The organism is Pseudoprimorskyibacter insulae (genome assembly GCF_900302505.1).
GTDB lineage: Bacteria > Pseudomonadota > Alphaproteobacteria > Rhodobacterales > Rhodobacteraceae > Pseudoprimorskyibacter > Pseudoprimorskyibacter insulae.
Window position 1 is genome coordinate 41,172 of sequence record NZ_OMOJ01000007.1, and the last position, 14,616, is coordinate 55,787.

Genomic DNA, 14,616 nt, shown 5'->3' on the forward strand with positions numbered 1-14,616 from the left:
ATTCAATGCTTAAAACTGTGCCGACCCTGTCGCACCACTGACGCCTGCTTTGCGCCCTTGGTGTGCGGCGACTGTCGTCGGTATGGTCTAAGCACATACCTTCGTTGCGCCCAACAATTCGAAGGCTTCCGCAAAAATTCTTTTGTTCCAACGTCATCTTGGCCCGTTTCGTGCAAATTGCCGCTGATGCGGTGGGCGCGTTCCTACCGGCGTGTCGCCCGATATGGGACCTTAGGGGGCAAATGCCCGTTGAGGCGGGCAATGCGCCAGTAGGCAGGAAAGGAACGAGAAGGTGCAGGCCAAAGCTCCGAAATTGCGCTGGGCATTCATGCGTCGTGTCTCGACCAAGGTTCTTGCGGTGCAGCTGTTCAGCTTTGTCGCGATGATCGCGATCGGGCTGGGCGCCTACCATGGAATGACGTCCATCGCGGAGCGCATGCGGTCGGTTCATCAAAACCGGGTTGTTCCGCTGATCCAGCTCAAGGAAATCTCAAACGGCTATATGATCGACGCGCGCAATGCGGCGCTGCGGGTCAAAGCCAAGAATGGCGGAGGATGGCAGGGCGCCGCCGAGAGCCTGCGCGACGTGCGCGAGATGATCGACATCAACTGGGCCGACTATCTTGGGACATACCTGACCGACGAAGAGATGAGCATTATCGTCCGCGTGGTTGAGGCAAAGGAAAACGCGGACGCGGCTTTGGACAAGCTAAAAGGCTTGTTGGAAAAGCAAGAAGCCTTCACGCTCAAGACCTATCTGGACAATGGGTACTATTCGGCGATGCAGCCTGTCTATTTTGCGTTGCAGGATCTGATGACCTACCAGAAGACCGAAGCCGCTCGTCTCACCGAAAATGCGCAGGCCTTTGCGCTGAAAATGACAAGTCTGATTGGTGCGGTGACCATCGCCATCATCCTGATCGTCTCGGCTTTGTTTATTGTCACCACGCGCCGCCTGACCAGGCATTTGAAAGAGGCGGTGACGTTATCAAAGCGCGTCGCCGCAGGGGATCTGACGCCGAGCGATGCGAAATTGTCGAACGACGAAATCGGAGAGCTGGTCAAATCGCTCAATCATATGGTCAAGACGCTGCGCAATGTGACGCGTGATGTGAAGGTTTCGGCCAATAACGTGTCGGTTGCAGCGGGGCAGATTTCGACGATGTCGGTTGAGCTGAATGAAGGCGCGGCAGAGCAGGCGGCCACGTCCGATTATGCGGCGCGCGCCATGACCGAACTTGGCGCAAGCGTTCGCGTCGGGGCGGCAGATGCCGCTAACACCCGCAAAATGGCCGAAAAGGCCACGACGGACGCGCAGAATTCCGGTCGCACCGTGGCCGAGGCGGTGCAATCCATGCAAACGATTGCCGAAACTATTCTGGTTGTGCAGGAAATTGCCCGTCAAACGGACCTTTTGGCGCTGAACGCGGCGGTTGAAGCGGCGCGCGCGGGCGAAAATGGACGCGGCTTTGCCGTGGTTGCCGCCGAAGTGCGCAAACTGGCCGAACGCAGCCATGCGGCCGCGGCTGAGGTTTCCGCCTTATCCAAAAACACTGTCGCACAAGCGGCCAGTGCGGGTGAACGGATCGAAAAACTGGTTCCAGACATTGAAAAGACATCGGACTTCGTCAATCGCGTGGCGGAACGCACGACACGTCTGGTGGATGAAGTGTCGGGGATCATCGAGGGCATCCAGCAATTGGATAGCGTCACCCAGCAAAACGGCGTCGCGTCTGAGACGCTAGCCTCTCATGCAACCGAACTTTCGGGCCAGGCCGAAATGCTGACGCATGCGATTGCCTTCTTCCATTCGTTCGACAGGACGGTCGAGAAAGCGCCGGAGCCAAAGAAACAACGATCACGCAGCTTTCGCTTGGCCTCGCTTCTTCCCACGGGGACGCTAAGGCGCAAAGCGGGCCCTAAGACCGCTTGAAAAAAGCCCTGCCGATAATCCGGCAGGGCTTTGATGTTCATCCGTAAACGGCTTCTTTGCCGAAATGCTTGGTCAGCATGTAGTAGATGACCGCGCGGTATTTGTTCCGTTCGGACCGGCCATAGGTTTCGATGACTGAATCGATGGCGTCCATCAGTTCAGGCCCATCAGCAAGACCCAGCTTTTTGACAAGGAAGTTGTCCTTGACGGTTTCCAACTCGGACGGTTGGCTGCCTGCTACGGTCGAAGCATCTGCGTTGTAAATTGCGGGGCCACAGCCAATGGTGACCTTGGTCAGCAGGTCCATATCAGGGTCCATCCCGCATTTGCTGCGCAGGTCTTCGGCATATTTGGCGATCAGATCGTCACGGCGTCCCATTTGTCATTCCCTTTGTTGAGGCATGAGTTTGCCTAGCATGGTTCTAACAGCCCCCCATCAGGCCGCTGGCAAGCACGTTAACCCCTTGCTGGCCCGACACAAAGGGGAATGACGGCGGGAACGAGTCTTTTCCCTAAGGTCAGTCGCGGCTGGGCAAAACCCAGTCTGGGCGAGGGAAATGGCATGTGTATCCGTTGGGAATACGCTCCAGATAGTCCTGATGCTCTGGCTCGGCCTCCCAGAAATCGCCCACGGGTTCGACCTCGGTCACGACTTTGCCCGGCCACAGGCCAGAGGCATCGACATCGGCGATGGTGTTCAGCGCTTCGGCCTTTTGGTCCTCATCGACGTAATAAATCGCGGACCGATAGCTCATCCCCAGGTCATTGCCTTGGCGGTTCAGCGTGGTCGGGTCATGGATCTGAAAGAAAACTTCCAGGAGGCGGCGATAGCTGAGTTTGGCCGGATCGAACCAAATCTCGATCCCTTCGGCATGGGTGCCGTGGTTGCGATAGGTGGCATTGGGCACATCGCCGCCGGTATAGCCGACGCGTGTCTTGGACACGCCGGGCAGTTTGCGGATCAGATCCTGCATCCCCCAGAAACACCCGCCCGCCAGAACAGCACGTTGCACGCTCATTCAATATCCTCCACCTGCGCGATGTAATCGCCGTAGCCTTCGGCCTGCATGTTGTCGCGGTGCACAAACCGCAACGAGGCCGAATTGATGCAATACCGTAGCCCGCCGCGGTCCCGCGGACCATCGGGAAAGACGTGGCCCAAATGGCTGTCACCGTGTTTCGACCGGACTTCGGTGCGGATCATGCCGTGTGACATGTCCCGCAGTTCAACCACGTTATCGGGTTCGATGGGTTTGACAAAACTGGGCCAGCCGCAGCCGCTTTCATACTTGGCGGCGGAGGCAAACAGAGGCTCGCCGCTGACGATGTCCACATAGATGCCCGGTTGCTTGTTATCCAACAATGCGCCGGTGCCGGGGCGTTCGGTGCCGTTTTGCTGGGTTACGCGGAATTCCTCGGGGGACAGCGCGTCAAGCGCCTCAGGGGTTTTGCGGTAGGTGGTCGTCATGATGCCTCCTTTGGTGATGCGCTATCATGTGGTGTGCGGTGCGCCAAAGAAAAGTGGCGCCGGGTCGCGCGGCCCTCACTTACCGTCACGCAGCCGCGATTATTGTTGCGGTTTCAGCCGTTGCAAGGCCCACCGCGCGGCATCTGCCACCGTTTCGTCAGGATCATCCGTCAGACCCTGCGCGACAGTGGCAAGCGCGGGCCGGCCGGAATTGCCGATGGCATAGAGCACATTGCGGACAAAGCGATTGCGCCCGATCCGCTTGATGGGCGAGCCTGAGAATTTCGCCCGAAAGGCAGTGTCATCAAGGCTGGCCAGTTCGGCCAGATCGGGCGCGATCAGATCGGGGCGAGCGTGGTATTTCGCCTCTCGCGCTTCAACCGCGAATTTGTTCCACGGGCAGGCGGCAAGGCAATCGTCACAGCCATAGATGCGGTTGCCCATCAGGGGCCGCAGGTCCGGGTCAACCGGGCCGTGATGTTCAATCGTCAGGTAGGAAATGCAGCGCCGCGCGTCCAATTGATAGGGCGCGGGAAAGGCTTCTGTCGGACAGGCCGATAGGCAGGCCCGGCATGATCCGCAATGATCGACCTCGGGCGGGTCGGGGGGCAGATCCAACGTTGTGAACACGGACCCGATAAAGAACCAGTTGCCCAGCCCGCGCGACACAAGGTTCGTATGTTTGCCCTGCCAGCCCAGCCCAGCGGCTTGCCCAAGCGGCTTTTCCGGCACGGGCGCGGTGTCGACAAAAACTTTCACCTCGCCCCCGGCCTCGGCAATCAGCCAGCGGGCCAAACGCTTGAGGCGCTTTTTGACGGTGTCGTGGTAGTCTTTGTTCTGCGCGTAGACCGAAATCGCGCCTTGATCGGGATGGTTCAGAACCTCGGTTGGGTCGTGATCTGGCGTGTAGCTTTCGGCCAGAACGATGACCGATTTCGCCTCGGGCCAGAGGGCGTGCGGGTTGCTACGCCAATGGGTGCGGTCGGCCATCCATGACATTTGCCCGTGATACCCGGCCTCCAGAAAGGCGGTCAGCCTGTCCGGCACTTGCGGCACGTCCCACGGGCGGCAGATCTGGCAGGCGTCAAAGCCCAAGGCCGAGGCTTCGGCCTTTAGGATATCTGCCAGCGACGTCATGCCGTTTTCCCCTCGGCGTTCGATCAGAAGTCCAGATCGGCGTAATGTTCCGGCGGGCGGAAGCCCGGAATCTGATCGGCCAGAATGCTACGGAACGCCGGGCGCGATTTGATCTTGGCGTACCAATCCTTGACGATCTGGCTGCGGTTCCAATCAACGTCTGAGATATAATCCAAGGACGACAAATGCGACGCGGCGGCGAAATCGGCCAGCGTCATGGTGTCCCCTGCCAGCCAGCGGCGGTGGTCCAGAAGCCATGCCATATAATCAAGGTGGAACTTGATCGCCTTCGCCCCGGCTTTGACATTCGCGCTTTCGGGGAAGCCTTGGCCCATGACCTTTTTGTTCACCCGCTCATACAGCAGTTTCGACGTCACCTCGTGGTGGAATTTATCGTCGAACCAACTGACCAGACGCCGCACTTCATACCGGTTTTCCGCACTTTTGGGCATCAAGGACGGCTCAGGGCAGGTTTCCTCAAGATACTCGCAAATGGCCGAGCTTTCCGACAAAGTCATGCCGTCAATCTTCAGCACGGGCACCTTGCCCGCAGGGTTGCGCCGCATGAAGTCGGTGCTTTTTTCCCAGTAGCGTTCCTCGATCAGTTCACACTCGATCTTTTTCTCCGCAAGGCTAAGGCGCACTTTGCGGCAGAACGGGGAAAGAGGCACGTGGTACAGTTTTGCCATGGGGATCAGTTCAAAAAAGAGAGGTACTCTCTACTTGCCGCGATTGCGTTGCCAGTTCAACCACAGAACACCAGATCGGCAAGACTTGGCAAGTTTCGCGAAAGTGACCCAAGGGAAAAAATTGCATCTTTTATTATTCCTTTTTTTGAATATATAGGAGGCATCTGATTCCGCGCGAAAGGGCCTTGAGGATGGACATCAAGAAAATCAATGACGATATCTCGGTATCGCCTCAAATCTCTCCGGCCGATGTCGAAGCCATCGCAGCCGCCGGTTACCGGTCAATTATGTGCAACCGCCCCGATGGCGAAGGCGCGGATCAGCCGACGTTCGAAGAGATCGAAGTCAAAGCAAAGGCGCTGGGTCTTTCGGTGCAATATCTGCCCATCGTGTCGGGTAAGGTACAAGACAGCGATGCAGACGCATTCGGCAAGGCCATGCGCGAACTGCCCGGCCCGGTGTTTGCCTATTGCCGCACCGGTACGCGCTCGGCAACGCTTTGGTCGCTGAGCCAGGCATCGAAACTGACCCCGGCTGAGATTCTGTCCGCGACCAAAGCGGCGGGCTATGACATGGCGGGCGTTGTGCGCCGCATCGTGAACGGCGGCAAAACCCCGACCGATGAAGGCGACGCCAAGTTTGACGTTGTGGTCGTTGGTGGCGGTGCCGCAGGTATTGCGGTTTCGGCCTCGCTTCGGTCGCGCCTGCCCCATCTGAACATCGCGATCCTCGACCCCGCAGACATCCATTACTATCAGCCCGGCTGGACAATGGTTGGCGGCGGCGTCTTTGAGGCGCAGACCACCGCCCGCACCATGGGCAGCCTGATCCCCAATGGCGTGCATTGGATCAAGGCCGCCGTGGCCGCGTTTGAGCCTGAAAACAACGCCGTGATCCTGGATGGTTGCCGCGTGGTGAAATACGACCGCCTGATCGTCTGCCCCGGCCTGAAGCTGGATTGGCACAAGGTGGACGGTCTGGTCGAAACGCTGGGCAAGAACGGCGTGACCTCGAACTACCGCTATGATCTGGCGCCCTACACTTGGGAACTGGTCAAAGGCCTGAAAGGTGGCCGCGCGCTGTTCACCCAGCCGCCGATGCCGATCAAATGCGCAGGCGCGCCGCAAAAGGCGATGTACCTGTCTGGCGACCATTGGTTCAAGAATGGCCGTCTGAAAGACATCGACATCCAGTTCATGAACGCAGGCGGTGTGCTGTTCGGCGTCAAAGATTATGTCCCGGCGCTGGAAGAATACGTCAAGAAATACGACGCCACGCTGAACTTCTTCCACAACCTGATTGCTGTGGATGGCAAGGCCAAGACGGCAACCTTCAAAGTGGCCAAGCCCGATACCGAAGCCACCGAGGTCACGGTCGAGTTTGACATGATGCATGTCTGCCCGCCGCAAACCGCGCCGGACTTTATCCGCGTGTCGCCCTTGGCGGATGCGGCAGGCTGGGTCGATGTGGATCAGAACACCCTGCGCCACAAAACCTATGACAACGTCTGGAGCCTTGGCGACGTGATGAACGCGCCCAATGCCAAGACCGCCGCAGCCGCGCGGATGCAAGCGCCCATCGTGGCCGAAAACGTGGCGGCGGACATTCGCGGTGGATCGCCCGTGGCGGTCTACAACGGTTATGGGTCGTGCCCGCTGACCGTGGAACGCGGCAAGATCGTTCTGGCCGAATTTGGCTATGGCGGCACCCTTCTTCCCAGCTTCCCCAAGTGGTTGCTGGATGGCACCAAACCGACCCGCGCTGCATGGATCCTGAAAGAACAGATCCTGCCGCCCGTCTACTGGAAGGCCATGTTGCGCGGAAAGGAATGGCTGGCAAAGCCTGAACACGTCTCCGCGAATTCCTGATCTTTGGGCGGCCCTTCGGGGCTGCCTGCCACTGCGCCGCAAGGCGTTATGAAAGGACAAGACCCATGAACCGGCTCGCCCCCTCTCGCGCCGCGTTGGAACGGTATTTTCCGATCCTGACCTGGTCGAAAACATACAACAAAGACACCCTGACCAGCGACGTTGTCGCGGCGGTCATCGTGACGATTATGCTGATCCCGCAATCGCTGGCCTATGCGCTGCTGGCGGGTCTGCCTGCTGAAATGGGGCTATACGCATCGATCCTGCCCTTGGTGGCCTATGCGATCTTTGGCACCAGCCGCGCGCTGGCTGTTGGACCGGTGGCCGTTGTGTCGCTGATGACGGCGGCGGCGGTTGGCAACCTTGGTCTGGCGACCCCGGCGGAATACGCCATCGCCGCCGGAACGCTTGCCTTCATCTCGGGCGCGATCCTGCTGGCGATGGGCTTTCTGCGGCTTGGCTTTCTGGCCAACTTCCTGAGCCATCCTGTGATTGCGGGTTTCATCACCGCGTCGGGTGTTCTGATCGCAACCAGCCAGCTAAAGCATATCTTCGGGATCAAAGCCGAAGGGCATAACCTGATCGGCATGATCGGATCGCTGCTGTCGCATCTGGGCGAAACCAGCATTCTGACGTTGCTGATCGGTGTGTTCTCGGTCGGGTTCCTGTTCTGGGTGCGCAAAGGCCTGAAGCCGATGCTGCTCAACAATGGGGTTAAGCCGCGTCTGGCCGACATTCTGGCCAAGGCCGGCCCGGTTGCCGCCGTTGTGGCCACGACTTTGGTGACGGTGATCTTTGGCCTGAACAATCACGGCGTTGCCATCGTTGGCGATGTGCCGATGGGCCTGCCGCCGCTGACCCTGCCCAGCCTGAACGGCGAGATTTGGTCGCAACTGTTCGTATCGGCGCTGCTGATTTCGATCATCGGTTTTGTTGAATCGGTGTCGGTCGCCAAGACCCTTGCCGCCAAGAAACGTCAGCGCATTGTGCCAGACCAAGAACTGATCGGCCTTGGCGCGTCGAACGTGGCTGCGGCTGTCACCGGTGGTTACCCGGTTACGGGCGGGTTTGCGCGGTCGGTCGTGAACTATGACGCCGGCGCGGAAACCCCCGCAGCAGGCGCCTACACGGCCATCGGCATTCTGCTGGCGGCGCTTGTTCTGACCCCGCTGCTGTATTTCCTGCCCAAGGCAACGCTGGCCGCAACGATCATCGTCGCCGTTCTCAGCCTTGTTGATTTCTCGATCCTCAGCAAAGCTTGGGGCTATTCGAAGGTCGATTTTGCCGCCGTTGCCGCAACGATCCTGCTGACACTCGGGTCGGGGGTTGAGGTGGGTGTCTCTGCCGGGGTTCTGCTGTCGATCGGTCTGCACCTGTACAAAACATCGCGCCCCCATGTGGCCGAGGTTGGCTTGGTGCCGAACACGCAGCACTTCCGCAACATCAAGCGTCACAAGGTGGAAACCATTCCCGGCGTTGTGTCGCTGCGTGTGGATGAATCGCTCTACTTCGCCAACGCCAGCTTCCTTGAGGATTACGTGGCCGACCGTGTGGTTTGTGATGAGCCGATCAAGGACGTGATCCTGCAATGTTCGGCGGTGAACGAACTGGACCTGTCGGCGCTGGAAAGCCTTGAGGCCCTGAACCACCGGCTGAAAGACATGAAGATCAACCTTCACCTGTCTGAGGTCAAAGGCCCGGTGATGGACCGCCTACAGCGCAGCCACTTCCTCTATGAGATGACCGGCAAGGTCTATCTGGCACAGTGGGATGCGTGGCAGGCCATGAAGGCGATCCACGGCTCCGAAATCTCAGAGCCGAGCGCGCCCGAAAGCGTTGAGAACCCAAGCGTCGCGGCCGACTAACCGCGCAGGCAGGAGCGGGCGACCGTAGCCCGCTCCGCCATCCAAGTTCAGGCGATTGCCATGGTGCTGGGGCGTTTCAAGTGCGGTATGCCCATGCACCACAAGGCGGCCATGGTCGCGCTCATCCTCAAGCCAGCCTTTGCGAATCCAGATCAGATCATCCTCGACCTGATCGTCCAGCGCGACACCGGGGCGAATGCCCGCGTGCACAAAGATCTGATCATCGGTGACATGCATCAGCGGCAGGCCCTCGATGTAATCCACATGGGATTGCGGCACCGCCTCACGCGCGTCTGCTTGAATGTCGGCGTGGCTTCGGCGGTCATCTACATCGACACCGTAGGACGCCAGGGTTTTGCGCCCGCCAATGGGGGCGTCCAACCAGTGGTAATTTTTTGTTGTGTTGGCGTCGCGATAATCGGCATCGCCCAGAAAGCGCGTCATATAGCGGTCGTGATTGCCCTTTAGCACTGTCCAAGGCAGGCCATCTGCTTGCCCTTGCATCAGCAGGTCCAGCACGGCGCGGCTGTCTGGTCCGCGGTCCACGTAATCCCCTAGGAAGACAACAGGCGCACCTGCGTCGGCGTCCTTCGCGATCGTCTCAAGCGCGCGGTGAAGCATATCGATTTGGCCGTGAATATCGCCAATGGCAAAAATGGTTTGCATGAAAACCCTATGGATGTCGTCTTTGGCCCAACACGTAACCCACGTGAGCGTTAGCGCAACCCTTGGCGGGCCATTCAGCCCGGACCATCGTCAAAAGGGGCCATCAGGCGGGCAATCTGGTCACGCAGCCAGCGATGCGCCGGATTGTTGTCGGCGCGGCTGTGCCAGATGTTCACCAGTTTCGACGGGGCCACGGGCATTGGCGCTTCGTATATATCAAAGCCCATTTTCGCGGCTTGGGCCTTGGCCAGTTGGTGGGGCAGCAAGGCGATCAGATCGCTGCGGGCAACGGTGGACAAGACGCCATGAAACACCGGCAGCGTCATCACCACCCGTCGCGAGCGGCCAACCTTGGCCAAGGCGCTGTCGCCCATGGCGGCCAGTTTGCCCTCCGGTGAAAACAGCACATGGCCCAGATCGCAGAACAGATCGATCGGGATCGTGTCGCCGGGCGATAGCCGTTTCAGGCGTGGATGGCCTTTGCGCGCGATGGGAACAAAGCTGGAGTGAAACAAAAACTGCTCCGAGATGTAATCGGGCATCGGTTCCGCCGGGATCAGGGCCATATCGGCCTGATACCGTTCAAGCGATGACACGTAGCTGTCAGGCACCAATTCGACCAGTTGCAGCACAACCCCCGGCGCTTCGCGCAGACAGATGTCGGCCAGATCCGGCATCAGCAATTCGGCGAAGAAATCCGCGCCCGAGATCTTGAAGGTCGCCTTGGCAGTCTTGGGGTCAAAGGCGGCGGGTCCGGTCAGCATCGCCTCGGTTTCATCCAGAACGCGGCGCAGCGGGCCGTGTAAGGCGGTGGCGTAATCGGTCGGCACCATGCGGCGTCCCTGCCGTACCAAAATTGGATCATCCAACGCATGGCGCAGCCGGGATAAGGCGGCGGAAACGGCGGGCTGCGACAGCCCAACGCGGTTGGCGGCTTCGGTGGTGGACCCGGTCGCAAGGACCGCATCCAAAATGCGCAGCAGGTTCAGATCAAAGGATGCAAAATTCATAAGGTTTATAATTCATATACCAACAATTAATTTCCGCGATACGCGGCTTTGCGGCAAGCTTTTTCTACGCCCTGAATTCCGGGCAACCCCGAAAAGATTAAGACCGTACCGCGTTTGCGCGACCGGATAAGTCATGCCTTGAAGGGAGGTTTTTATGAAAGATCATATACTTGGACCAGGTGCCATGGATTGGAATGGCGTGCTCTATAAAACGGCCCTCAGCACCGAAGAAACCGGCGGTGCGATGTCGATCACCGATAGCGTCAGCCCGCCCCTAAGCGGCCCGCCCCGCCATATTCACCACAAAGAGGATGAGGCGTTTTTCATCCTGACCGGCGAGGCGACGTTCTGGATTGACGGCGAGGTGTTCACCAAAGGGCCGGGCGAAGCGGCGTTTATCCCGCGTGGCAAGGCGCACACATTCCAGATTTTCGGCGATCAACCCTGCCGCCATCTGGTCATTCTGACCCCCGGCGGATTTGAGAATTTCTTTGCCGAAATGGCCAAGCGTCAATGCCGAATCCCCGAGGATCTGCCCACGATTGGTGCCATTGGCAAAGACCACAGCATGGATTTCGTCGGCGGCCCGCTAACGGCCGAGGAGGCAGGGCTATGAAGGGGATCGCGTTCTATTTTATGGCTCTGGCGGCGGTTTCGGCGTTGATTGGCATGGCTTGGGGCATCCAGATGTCGGCATCCGGCAATCATGCCCTGTCCCCCGCACACGCGCATTTGAACCTGCTTGGCTGGGTCTCGCTCTCGATTTTCGGGGTGTATTATCACCTGGTGCCGCGCGCGGCGGAAACGATGCTGGCCAAGGTGCATTTCGCCCTGGCAGCAGTGGGGTTGATCGTGATCGTGCCGGGCATTGTGTCGGCGCTGCGCCAAACCGGCGAGGCGATGGCCAAGCTTGGGTCGGTCCTGAGCATCTTGTCGATGCTGTGTTTTCTGGTGGTGATGATCCTGAATCGCAGCCGCGCCTGAAACGAAAAACGCCGCCCGAAAGGGGCGGCGTTAGCGTTGTCCGATCCGGCGCTTACTTGACGTCGAAGGCCAGCGGCTTGACCTGCTGGAACAGGCCGGTTTTCTTCAGCTCATCCACGACGGCGGCGGGAACAGGCTCGTCGATGTAGAGGATCGCAATGGCTTCGCCAGCGGCGGCTTTGCGGCCAAGGGTAAAGTTGGCAATGTTCACGCCGTGCTGACCCATGATGCCACCCAGCGTGCCGATGATGCCCGGAACGTCGTTGTTGGTGGTGTAGATCATGTTGGCACCGACTTCTGCGTCGATGTTGATGCCCTTGATCTGGATGAAGCGCGGCTTGCCATCCGAGAACACGGTGCCAGCGATCGAACGCTCACGCGATTCAGTCACAACGGTCACTTTGATGTAGCCATCAAACGCGCCCGACTTTTCCTGATTGGTGGTCGAGATCTGGATGCCACGCTCTTTCGCGACAACAGGGGCCGAAACCATGTTCACGTCGGGGTTCACCGACTTCATGATGCCCGCGATGACCGAGCAGTTCAGCGCATCGAGGTTCATCTCGGCAACCGAGCCATCGTACAGAACGTTGATCGCTTTGATCGGATCGTCGGTCATCTGACCGATGAAGTTGCCCAGGTGGCCCGACAGTTCGATCCACGGACCCATGACCTTGGCTTCTTCGGCGGTCACGGACGGCATGTTCAGCGCGTTCTGAACAGCGCCGGTCAGCAGGTAGTCTGCCATCTGTTCGGCCACTTGCAGGGCAACGTTTTCCTGCGCTTCGGTGGTCGATGCGCCAAGGTGCGGGGTGCAGACCACATTCGGCAGGTTGAACAGAACGTTTTCTTTGGCAGGCTCTTCGGCGAACACGTCGAAGGCCGCGCCAGCAACGTGACCCGACTTCAGCGCGTCGGCCAGTGCTTCTTCGTCAACCAGACCGCCGCGGGCACAGTTGATGATGCGCACGCCTTTCTTGGTCTTGGCGAGGTTTTCACGGCTCAGAATGTTGCGGGTGCCATCGGTCAGCGGAACGTGCAGCGTGATAAAATCAGCGCGCTTCAGCAGATCGTCCAGATCGTCGACCTTCTCAACCTGCATGGTCTTCGCTTTTTCTTCCGACAGGAAGGGGTCGAACGCGACCACTTTCATTTTCAGGCCACGGGCGCGATCGCAAACGATGCCACCGATGTTGCCTGCGCCGATGACGCCAAGGGTTTTGCCAGTCAGCTCAACCCCCATGAACTTCGACTTTTCCCACTTGCCCGCATGGGTCGAAGCCGAGGCTTCGGGGATTTGGCGGGCCACGGCGAACATCATCGCAATGGCATGTTCAGCGGTGGTGATCATGTTGCCGAAGGGCGTGTTCATGACGATCACGCCGTGCTTGGAGGCGGCTTCTTTGTCGACGTTGTCGGTGCCGATACCGGCGCGGCCAACGACCTTCAGGTTGGTGGCGTGCTCAAGGATCGTCGGGGTGACTTTGGTCGCCGAACGGATCGCCAGACCATCGTAGTTGCCGATGATTTCAGCCAGCTTTTCCTTGTCTTTGCCAAGTTCGGGCATGAAGTCGACGTCAATGCCGCGGTCGCGGAAGATCTGGACGGCGGCGTCGGACAGTTTGTCGGAAATCAGAACTTTGGGGGCCATGGGATTGGTCCTTTATGGATATACGGGAGCGGTGGGTTAAAAACCCACCCTACGTGTTGGATGCAGGAAAGGGTGGGCTTGGGCGCCCACCACACCGTTCTTAGGCTTGCGCCGCGATCTCGGCTTCGAAGGCCCACTCCAGCCACGGCAGGAGTGCTTCGATATCCGAGGTTTCGACCGTGCCGCCGCACCAGATCCGCAGACCGGCGGGTGCATCGCGATAAGCGCCGATATCAAGGGCTGCGCCCTCTTTCTCAAGACGCTTGGCCACGGCCTTGGCAAAGGCTGCGCCGTCTTTGATGCGGTCGTCGGTGAACTTCAGGCAAACAGACGTGTTAGAACGGGTCGCGTCGTCATTGGCCAGGTTCGCGATCCAGTCGCGGGTTTCGCAGAAGTCCCAGATCGCTTTGGCATTGGCGGTTGCGCGGTCGATCAGACCTTGTAGGCCGCCCACCGAACGGGCCCAGTCCAGTGCGACGAGGTAGTCTTCGACAGCCAGCATCGACGGGGTGTTGATGGTTTCGCCAACGAAGATGCCTTCGATCAGCTTGCCGCCTTTGGTCATGCGGAAAATCTTCGGCATGGGCCACGCGGGGGTGTAGGATTCAAGACGTTCAACCGCGCGGGGCGACAGGATCAACATGCCGTGGGCCGCTTCGCCGCCCAGAACCTTCTGCCACGAAAAGGTGGTTACGTCGAGCTTGTCCCAGGGCAGGTCCATCGCGAAAGCGGCCGAGGTGGCGTCGCAGATGGTCAGGCCTTCGCGGTCGGCGGGGATTAGATCACCGTTGGGAACGCGCACGCCCGAGGTGGTGCCGTTCCAGGTGAAGACCACGTCATTGTTGAAATCGACAGTCGCGAAATCAACGATGTCGCCATATTCGGCGGTCTTGGTTTCGGCGTCGATTTTCAGCTGTTTCACAACATCGGTGACCCAGCCGGCCCCGAAGGATTCCCAAGCCAGCATTTCGGCCTTACGGGCACCAAGCAGCGACCACATGGCCATTTCGACGGCGCCAGTGTCCGAGGCGGGCACGATGCCGATGCGGTAGTCGGCAGGCACGCCGAGCAGCTCGCGCGTTTCTTCGATGGCGGCCTTCAGTTTGGCCTTGCCGATCGCGGCGCGGTGCGAGCGCCCAAGAGCGGCGTCCGACAGTTTGTTCAATTCGAATGTGGGGATTTTGGCGCAGGGGCCAGAGGAGAAACGCGGATTGGCCGGGCGCGTTGCCGGTGCTTCGATAGCCATTTTGTAGTACCCTTACAGATAGTCGCTCCTCGTTGGGGAGGAGTGTCCCGCTGACGCATGTACGGGGGCTTTGGGCGACTCGCAAGTCGGAAAATTGGC

14 protein-coding genes are annotated in these 14,616 nt (G+C 59.3%); 5 read left to right on the plus strand and 9 right to left on the minus strand.

All coding sequences use genetic code 11. The features are described from left to right. Window positions 1-328: 328 nt before the first annotated feature. Window positions 329-1,933: a methyl-accepting chemotaxis protein gene (locus PRI8871_RS14715; protein ID WP_181389482.1), complete on the plus strand. Its 1,605-nt coding sequence runs from the start codon at window positions 329-331 to the stop codon at window positions 1,931-1,933. 37 nt (window positions 1,934-1,970) lie between these two features. Here PRI8871_RS14715 and PRI8871_RS14720 read toward each other — a convergent pair whose 3' ends face one another. From PRI8871_RS14720 to fzlA, 5 genes are all read right to left on the minus strand, one after another. Next, on the minus strand, window positions 1,971-2,312 hold the full coding sequence (locus PRI8871_RS14720; RefSeq protein ID WP_108887003.1) for a DUF2853 family protein: 342 nt from the start codon (window positions 2,310-2,312) through the stop codon (window positions 1,971-1,973). Between the two features lie 139 nt (window positions 2,313-2,451). Then, a complete protein-coding gene (msrA, locus tag PRI8871_RS14725; RefSeq protein ID WP_108887004.1) occupies window positions 2,452-2,952 on the minus strand; it encodes a peptide-methionine (S)-S-oxide reductase MsrA in 501 nt (166 codons plus the stop codon). Then, a complete protein-coding gene (gene msrB, locus PRI8871_RS14730; protein ID WP_108887005.1) occupies window positions 2,949-3,401 on the minus strand; it encodes a peptide-methionine (R)-S-oxide reductase MsrB in 453 nt (150 codons plus the stop codon). The genes msrA and msrB overlap by 4 nt, the downstream gene beginning before the upstream one ends. 99 nt (window positions 3,402-3,500) lie before the next feature. Continuing rightward, complete coding sequence (gene queG, locus PRI8871_RS14735; RefSeq protein ID WP_108887006.1) at window positions 3,501-4,538, minus strand: tRNA epoxyqueuosine(34) reductase QueG; 1,038 nt, start codon at window positions 4,536-4,538, stop codon at window positions 3,501-3,503. A 23-nt stretch (window positions 4,539-4,561) separates the two neighbouring features. Next, window positions 4,562-5,227, minus strand: a complete 666-nt coding sequence (gene fzlA, locus PRI8871_RS14740) for an FtsZ-binding protein FzlA (protein WP_108887007.1) — start codon at window positions 5,225-5,227, stop codon at window positions 4,562-4,564. 191 nt (window positions 5,228-5,418) lie between these two features. On the opposite strand from fzlA, the gene PRI8871_RS14745 reads away from it, so the two are divergent. Together PRI8871_RS14745 and PRI8871_RS14750 are read left to right on the plus strand one after the other, a co-directional pair. Beyond that, window positions 5,419-7,095, plus strand: coding sequence for a bifunctional protein tyrosine phosphatase family protein/NAD(P)/FAD-dependent oxidoreductase (locus PRI8871_RS14745; protein WP_108887008.1), 1,677 nt, complete (start codon window positions 5,419-5,421; stop codon window positions 7,093-7,095). Between the two features lie 65 nt (window positions 7,096-7,160). Further along, complete coding sequence (locus tag PRI8871_RS14750) at window positions 7,161-8,960, plus strand: SulP family inorganic anion transporter (protein WP_108887009.1); 1,800 nt, start codon at window positions 7,161-7,163, stop codon at window positions 8,958-8,960. Here PRI8871_RS14750 and PRI8871_RS14755 read toward each other — a convergent pair. Together PRI8871_RS14755 and PRI8871_RS14760 are read right to left on the minus strand one after the other, a co-directional pair. Next, on the minus strand, window positions 8,907-9,626 hold the full coding sequence (locus PRI8871_RS14755) for a metallophosphoesterase family protein (protein ID WP_108887010.1): 720 nt from the start codon (window positions 9,624-9,626) through the stop codon (window positions 8,907-8,909). The two genes, PRI8871_RS14750 and PRI8871_RS14755, sit on opposite strands and share 54 nt — an antisense overlap. Before the next feature lie 74 nt (window positions 9,627-9,700). Next, window positions 9,701-10,636 carry a LysR family transcriptional regulator gene (locus PRI8871_RS14760; RefSeq protein ID WP_108887011.1) on the minus strand — a complete coding sequence of 312 codons (936 nt, stop codon included), beginning with the start codon at window positions 10,634-10,636 and terminating at the stop codon, window positions 9,701-9,703. Window positions 10,637-10,790: 154 nt separating this feature from the next. Here PRI8871_RS14760 and PRI8871_RS14765 point away from each other — a divergent pair, with 154 nt between their 5' ends. After that, window positions 10,791-11,252, plus strand: a complete 462-nt coding sequence (locus PRI8871_RS14765) for a cupin domain-containing protein (protein ID WP_108887012.1) — start codon at window positions 10,791-10,793, stop codon at window positions 11,250-11,252. Next, window positions 11,249-11,620, plus strand: a complete 372-nt coding sequence (locus tag PRI8871_RS14770; protein ID WP_108887013.1) for a hypothetical protein — start codon at window positions 11,249-11,251, stop codon at window positions 11,618-11,620. The genes PRI8871_RS14765 and PRI8871_RS14770 overlap by 4 nt, the downstream gene beginning before the upstream one ends. 52 nt (window positions 11,621-11,672) lie before the next feature. Here the strand turns inward: PRI8871_RS14770 and serA are convergent, their stop codons facing one another. Together serA and PRI8871_RS14780 are read right to left on the minus strand one after the other, a co-directional pair. After that, entirely contained in the window at window positions 11,673-13,271 is a 1,599-nt protein-coding gene (gene serA / locus PRI8871_RS14775; protein ID WP_108887014.1) for a phosphoglycerate dehydrogenase, read from the minus strand. Window positions 13,272-13,371: 100 nt separating this feature from the next. Next, window positions 13,372-14,517, minus strand: coding sequence for a phosphoserine transaminase (locus tag PRI8871_RS14780; protein ID WP_108887015.1), 1,146 nt, complete (start codon window positions 14,515-14,517; stop codon window positions 13,372-13,374). Window positions 14,518-14,616 lie beyond the last annotated feature (99 nt).

Coding starts and splice junctions, on each gene's coding strand:
- PRI8871_RS14715 (WP_181389482.1), top strand. CDS start 329: ATGCGTCGTGTCTCGACCAAGGTTCTTGCGGTGCAGCTGTTCAGCTTT.
- PRI8871_RS14720 (WP_108887003.1), bottom strand. CDS start 2,312: ATGGGACGCCGTGACGATCTGATCGCCAAATATGCCGAAGACCTGCGC.
- msrA (WP_108887004.1), bottom strand. CDS start 2,952: ATGAGCGTGCAACGTGCTGTTCTGGCGGGCGGGTGTTTCTGGGGGATG.
- msrB (WP_108887005.1), bottom strand. CDS start 3,401: ATGACGACCACCTACCGCAAAACCCCTGAGGCGCTTGACGCGCTGTCC.
- queG (WP_108887006.1), bottom strand. CDS start 4,538: ATGACGTCGCTGGCAGATATCCTAAAGGCCGAAGCCTCGGCCTTGGGC.
- fzlA (WP_108887007.1), bottom strand. CDS start 5,227: ATGGCAAAACTGTACCACGTGCCTCTTTCCCCGTTCTGCCGCAAAGTG.
- PRI8871_RS14745 (WP_108887008.1), top strand. CDS start 5,419: ATGGACATCAAGAAAATCAATGACGATATCTCGGTATCGCCTCAAATC.
- PRI8871_RS14750 (WP_108887009.1), top strand. CDS start 7,161: ATGAACCGGCTCGCCCCCTCTCGCGCCGCGTTGGAACGGTATTTTCCG.
- PRI8871_RS14755 (WP_108887010.1), bottom strand. CDS start 9,626: ATGCAAACCATTTTTGCCATTGGCGATATTCACGGCCAAATCGATATG.
- PRI8871_RS14760 (WP_108887011.1), bottom strand. CDS start 10,636: ATGAATTTTGCATCCTTTGATCTGAACCTGCTGCGCATTTTGGATGCG.
- PRI8871_RS14765 (WP_108887012.1), top strand. CDS start 10,791: ATGAAAGATCATATACTTGGACCAGGTGCCATGGATTGGAATGGCGTG.
- PRI8871_RS14770 (WP_108887013.1), top strand. CDS start 11,249: ATGAAGGGGATCGCGTTCTATTTTATGGCTCTGGCGGCGGTTTCGGCG.
- serA (WP_108887014.1), bottom strand. CDS start 13,271: ATGGCCCCCAAAGTTCTGATTTCCGACAAACTGTCCGACGCCGCCGTC.
- PRI8871_RS14780 (WP_108887015.1), bottom strand. CDS start 14,517: ATGGCTATCGAAGCACCGGCAACGCGCCCGGCCAATCCGCGTTTCTCC.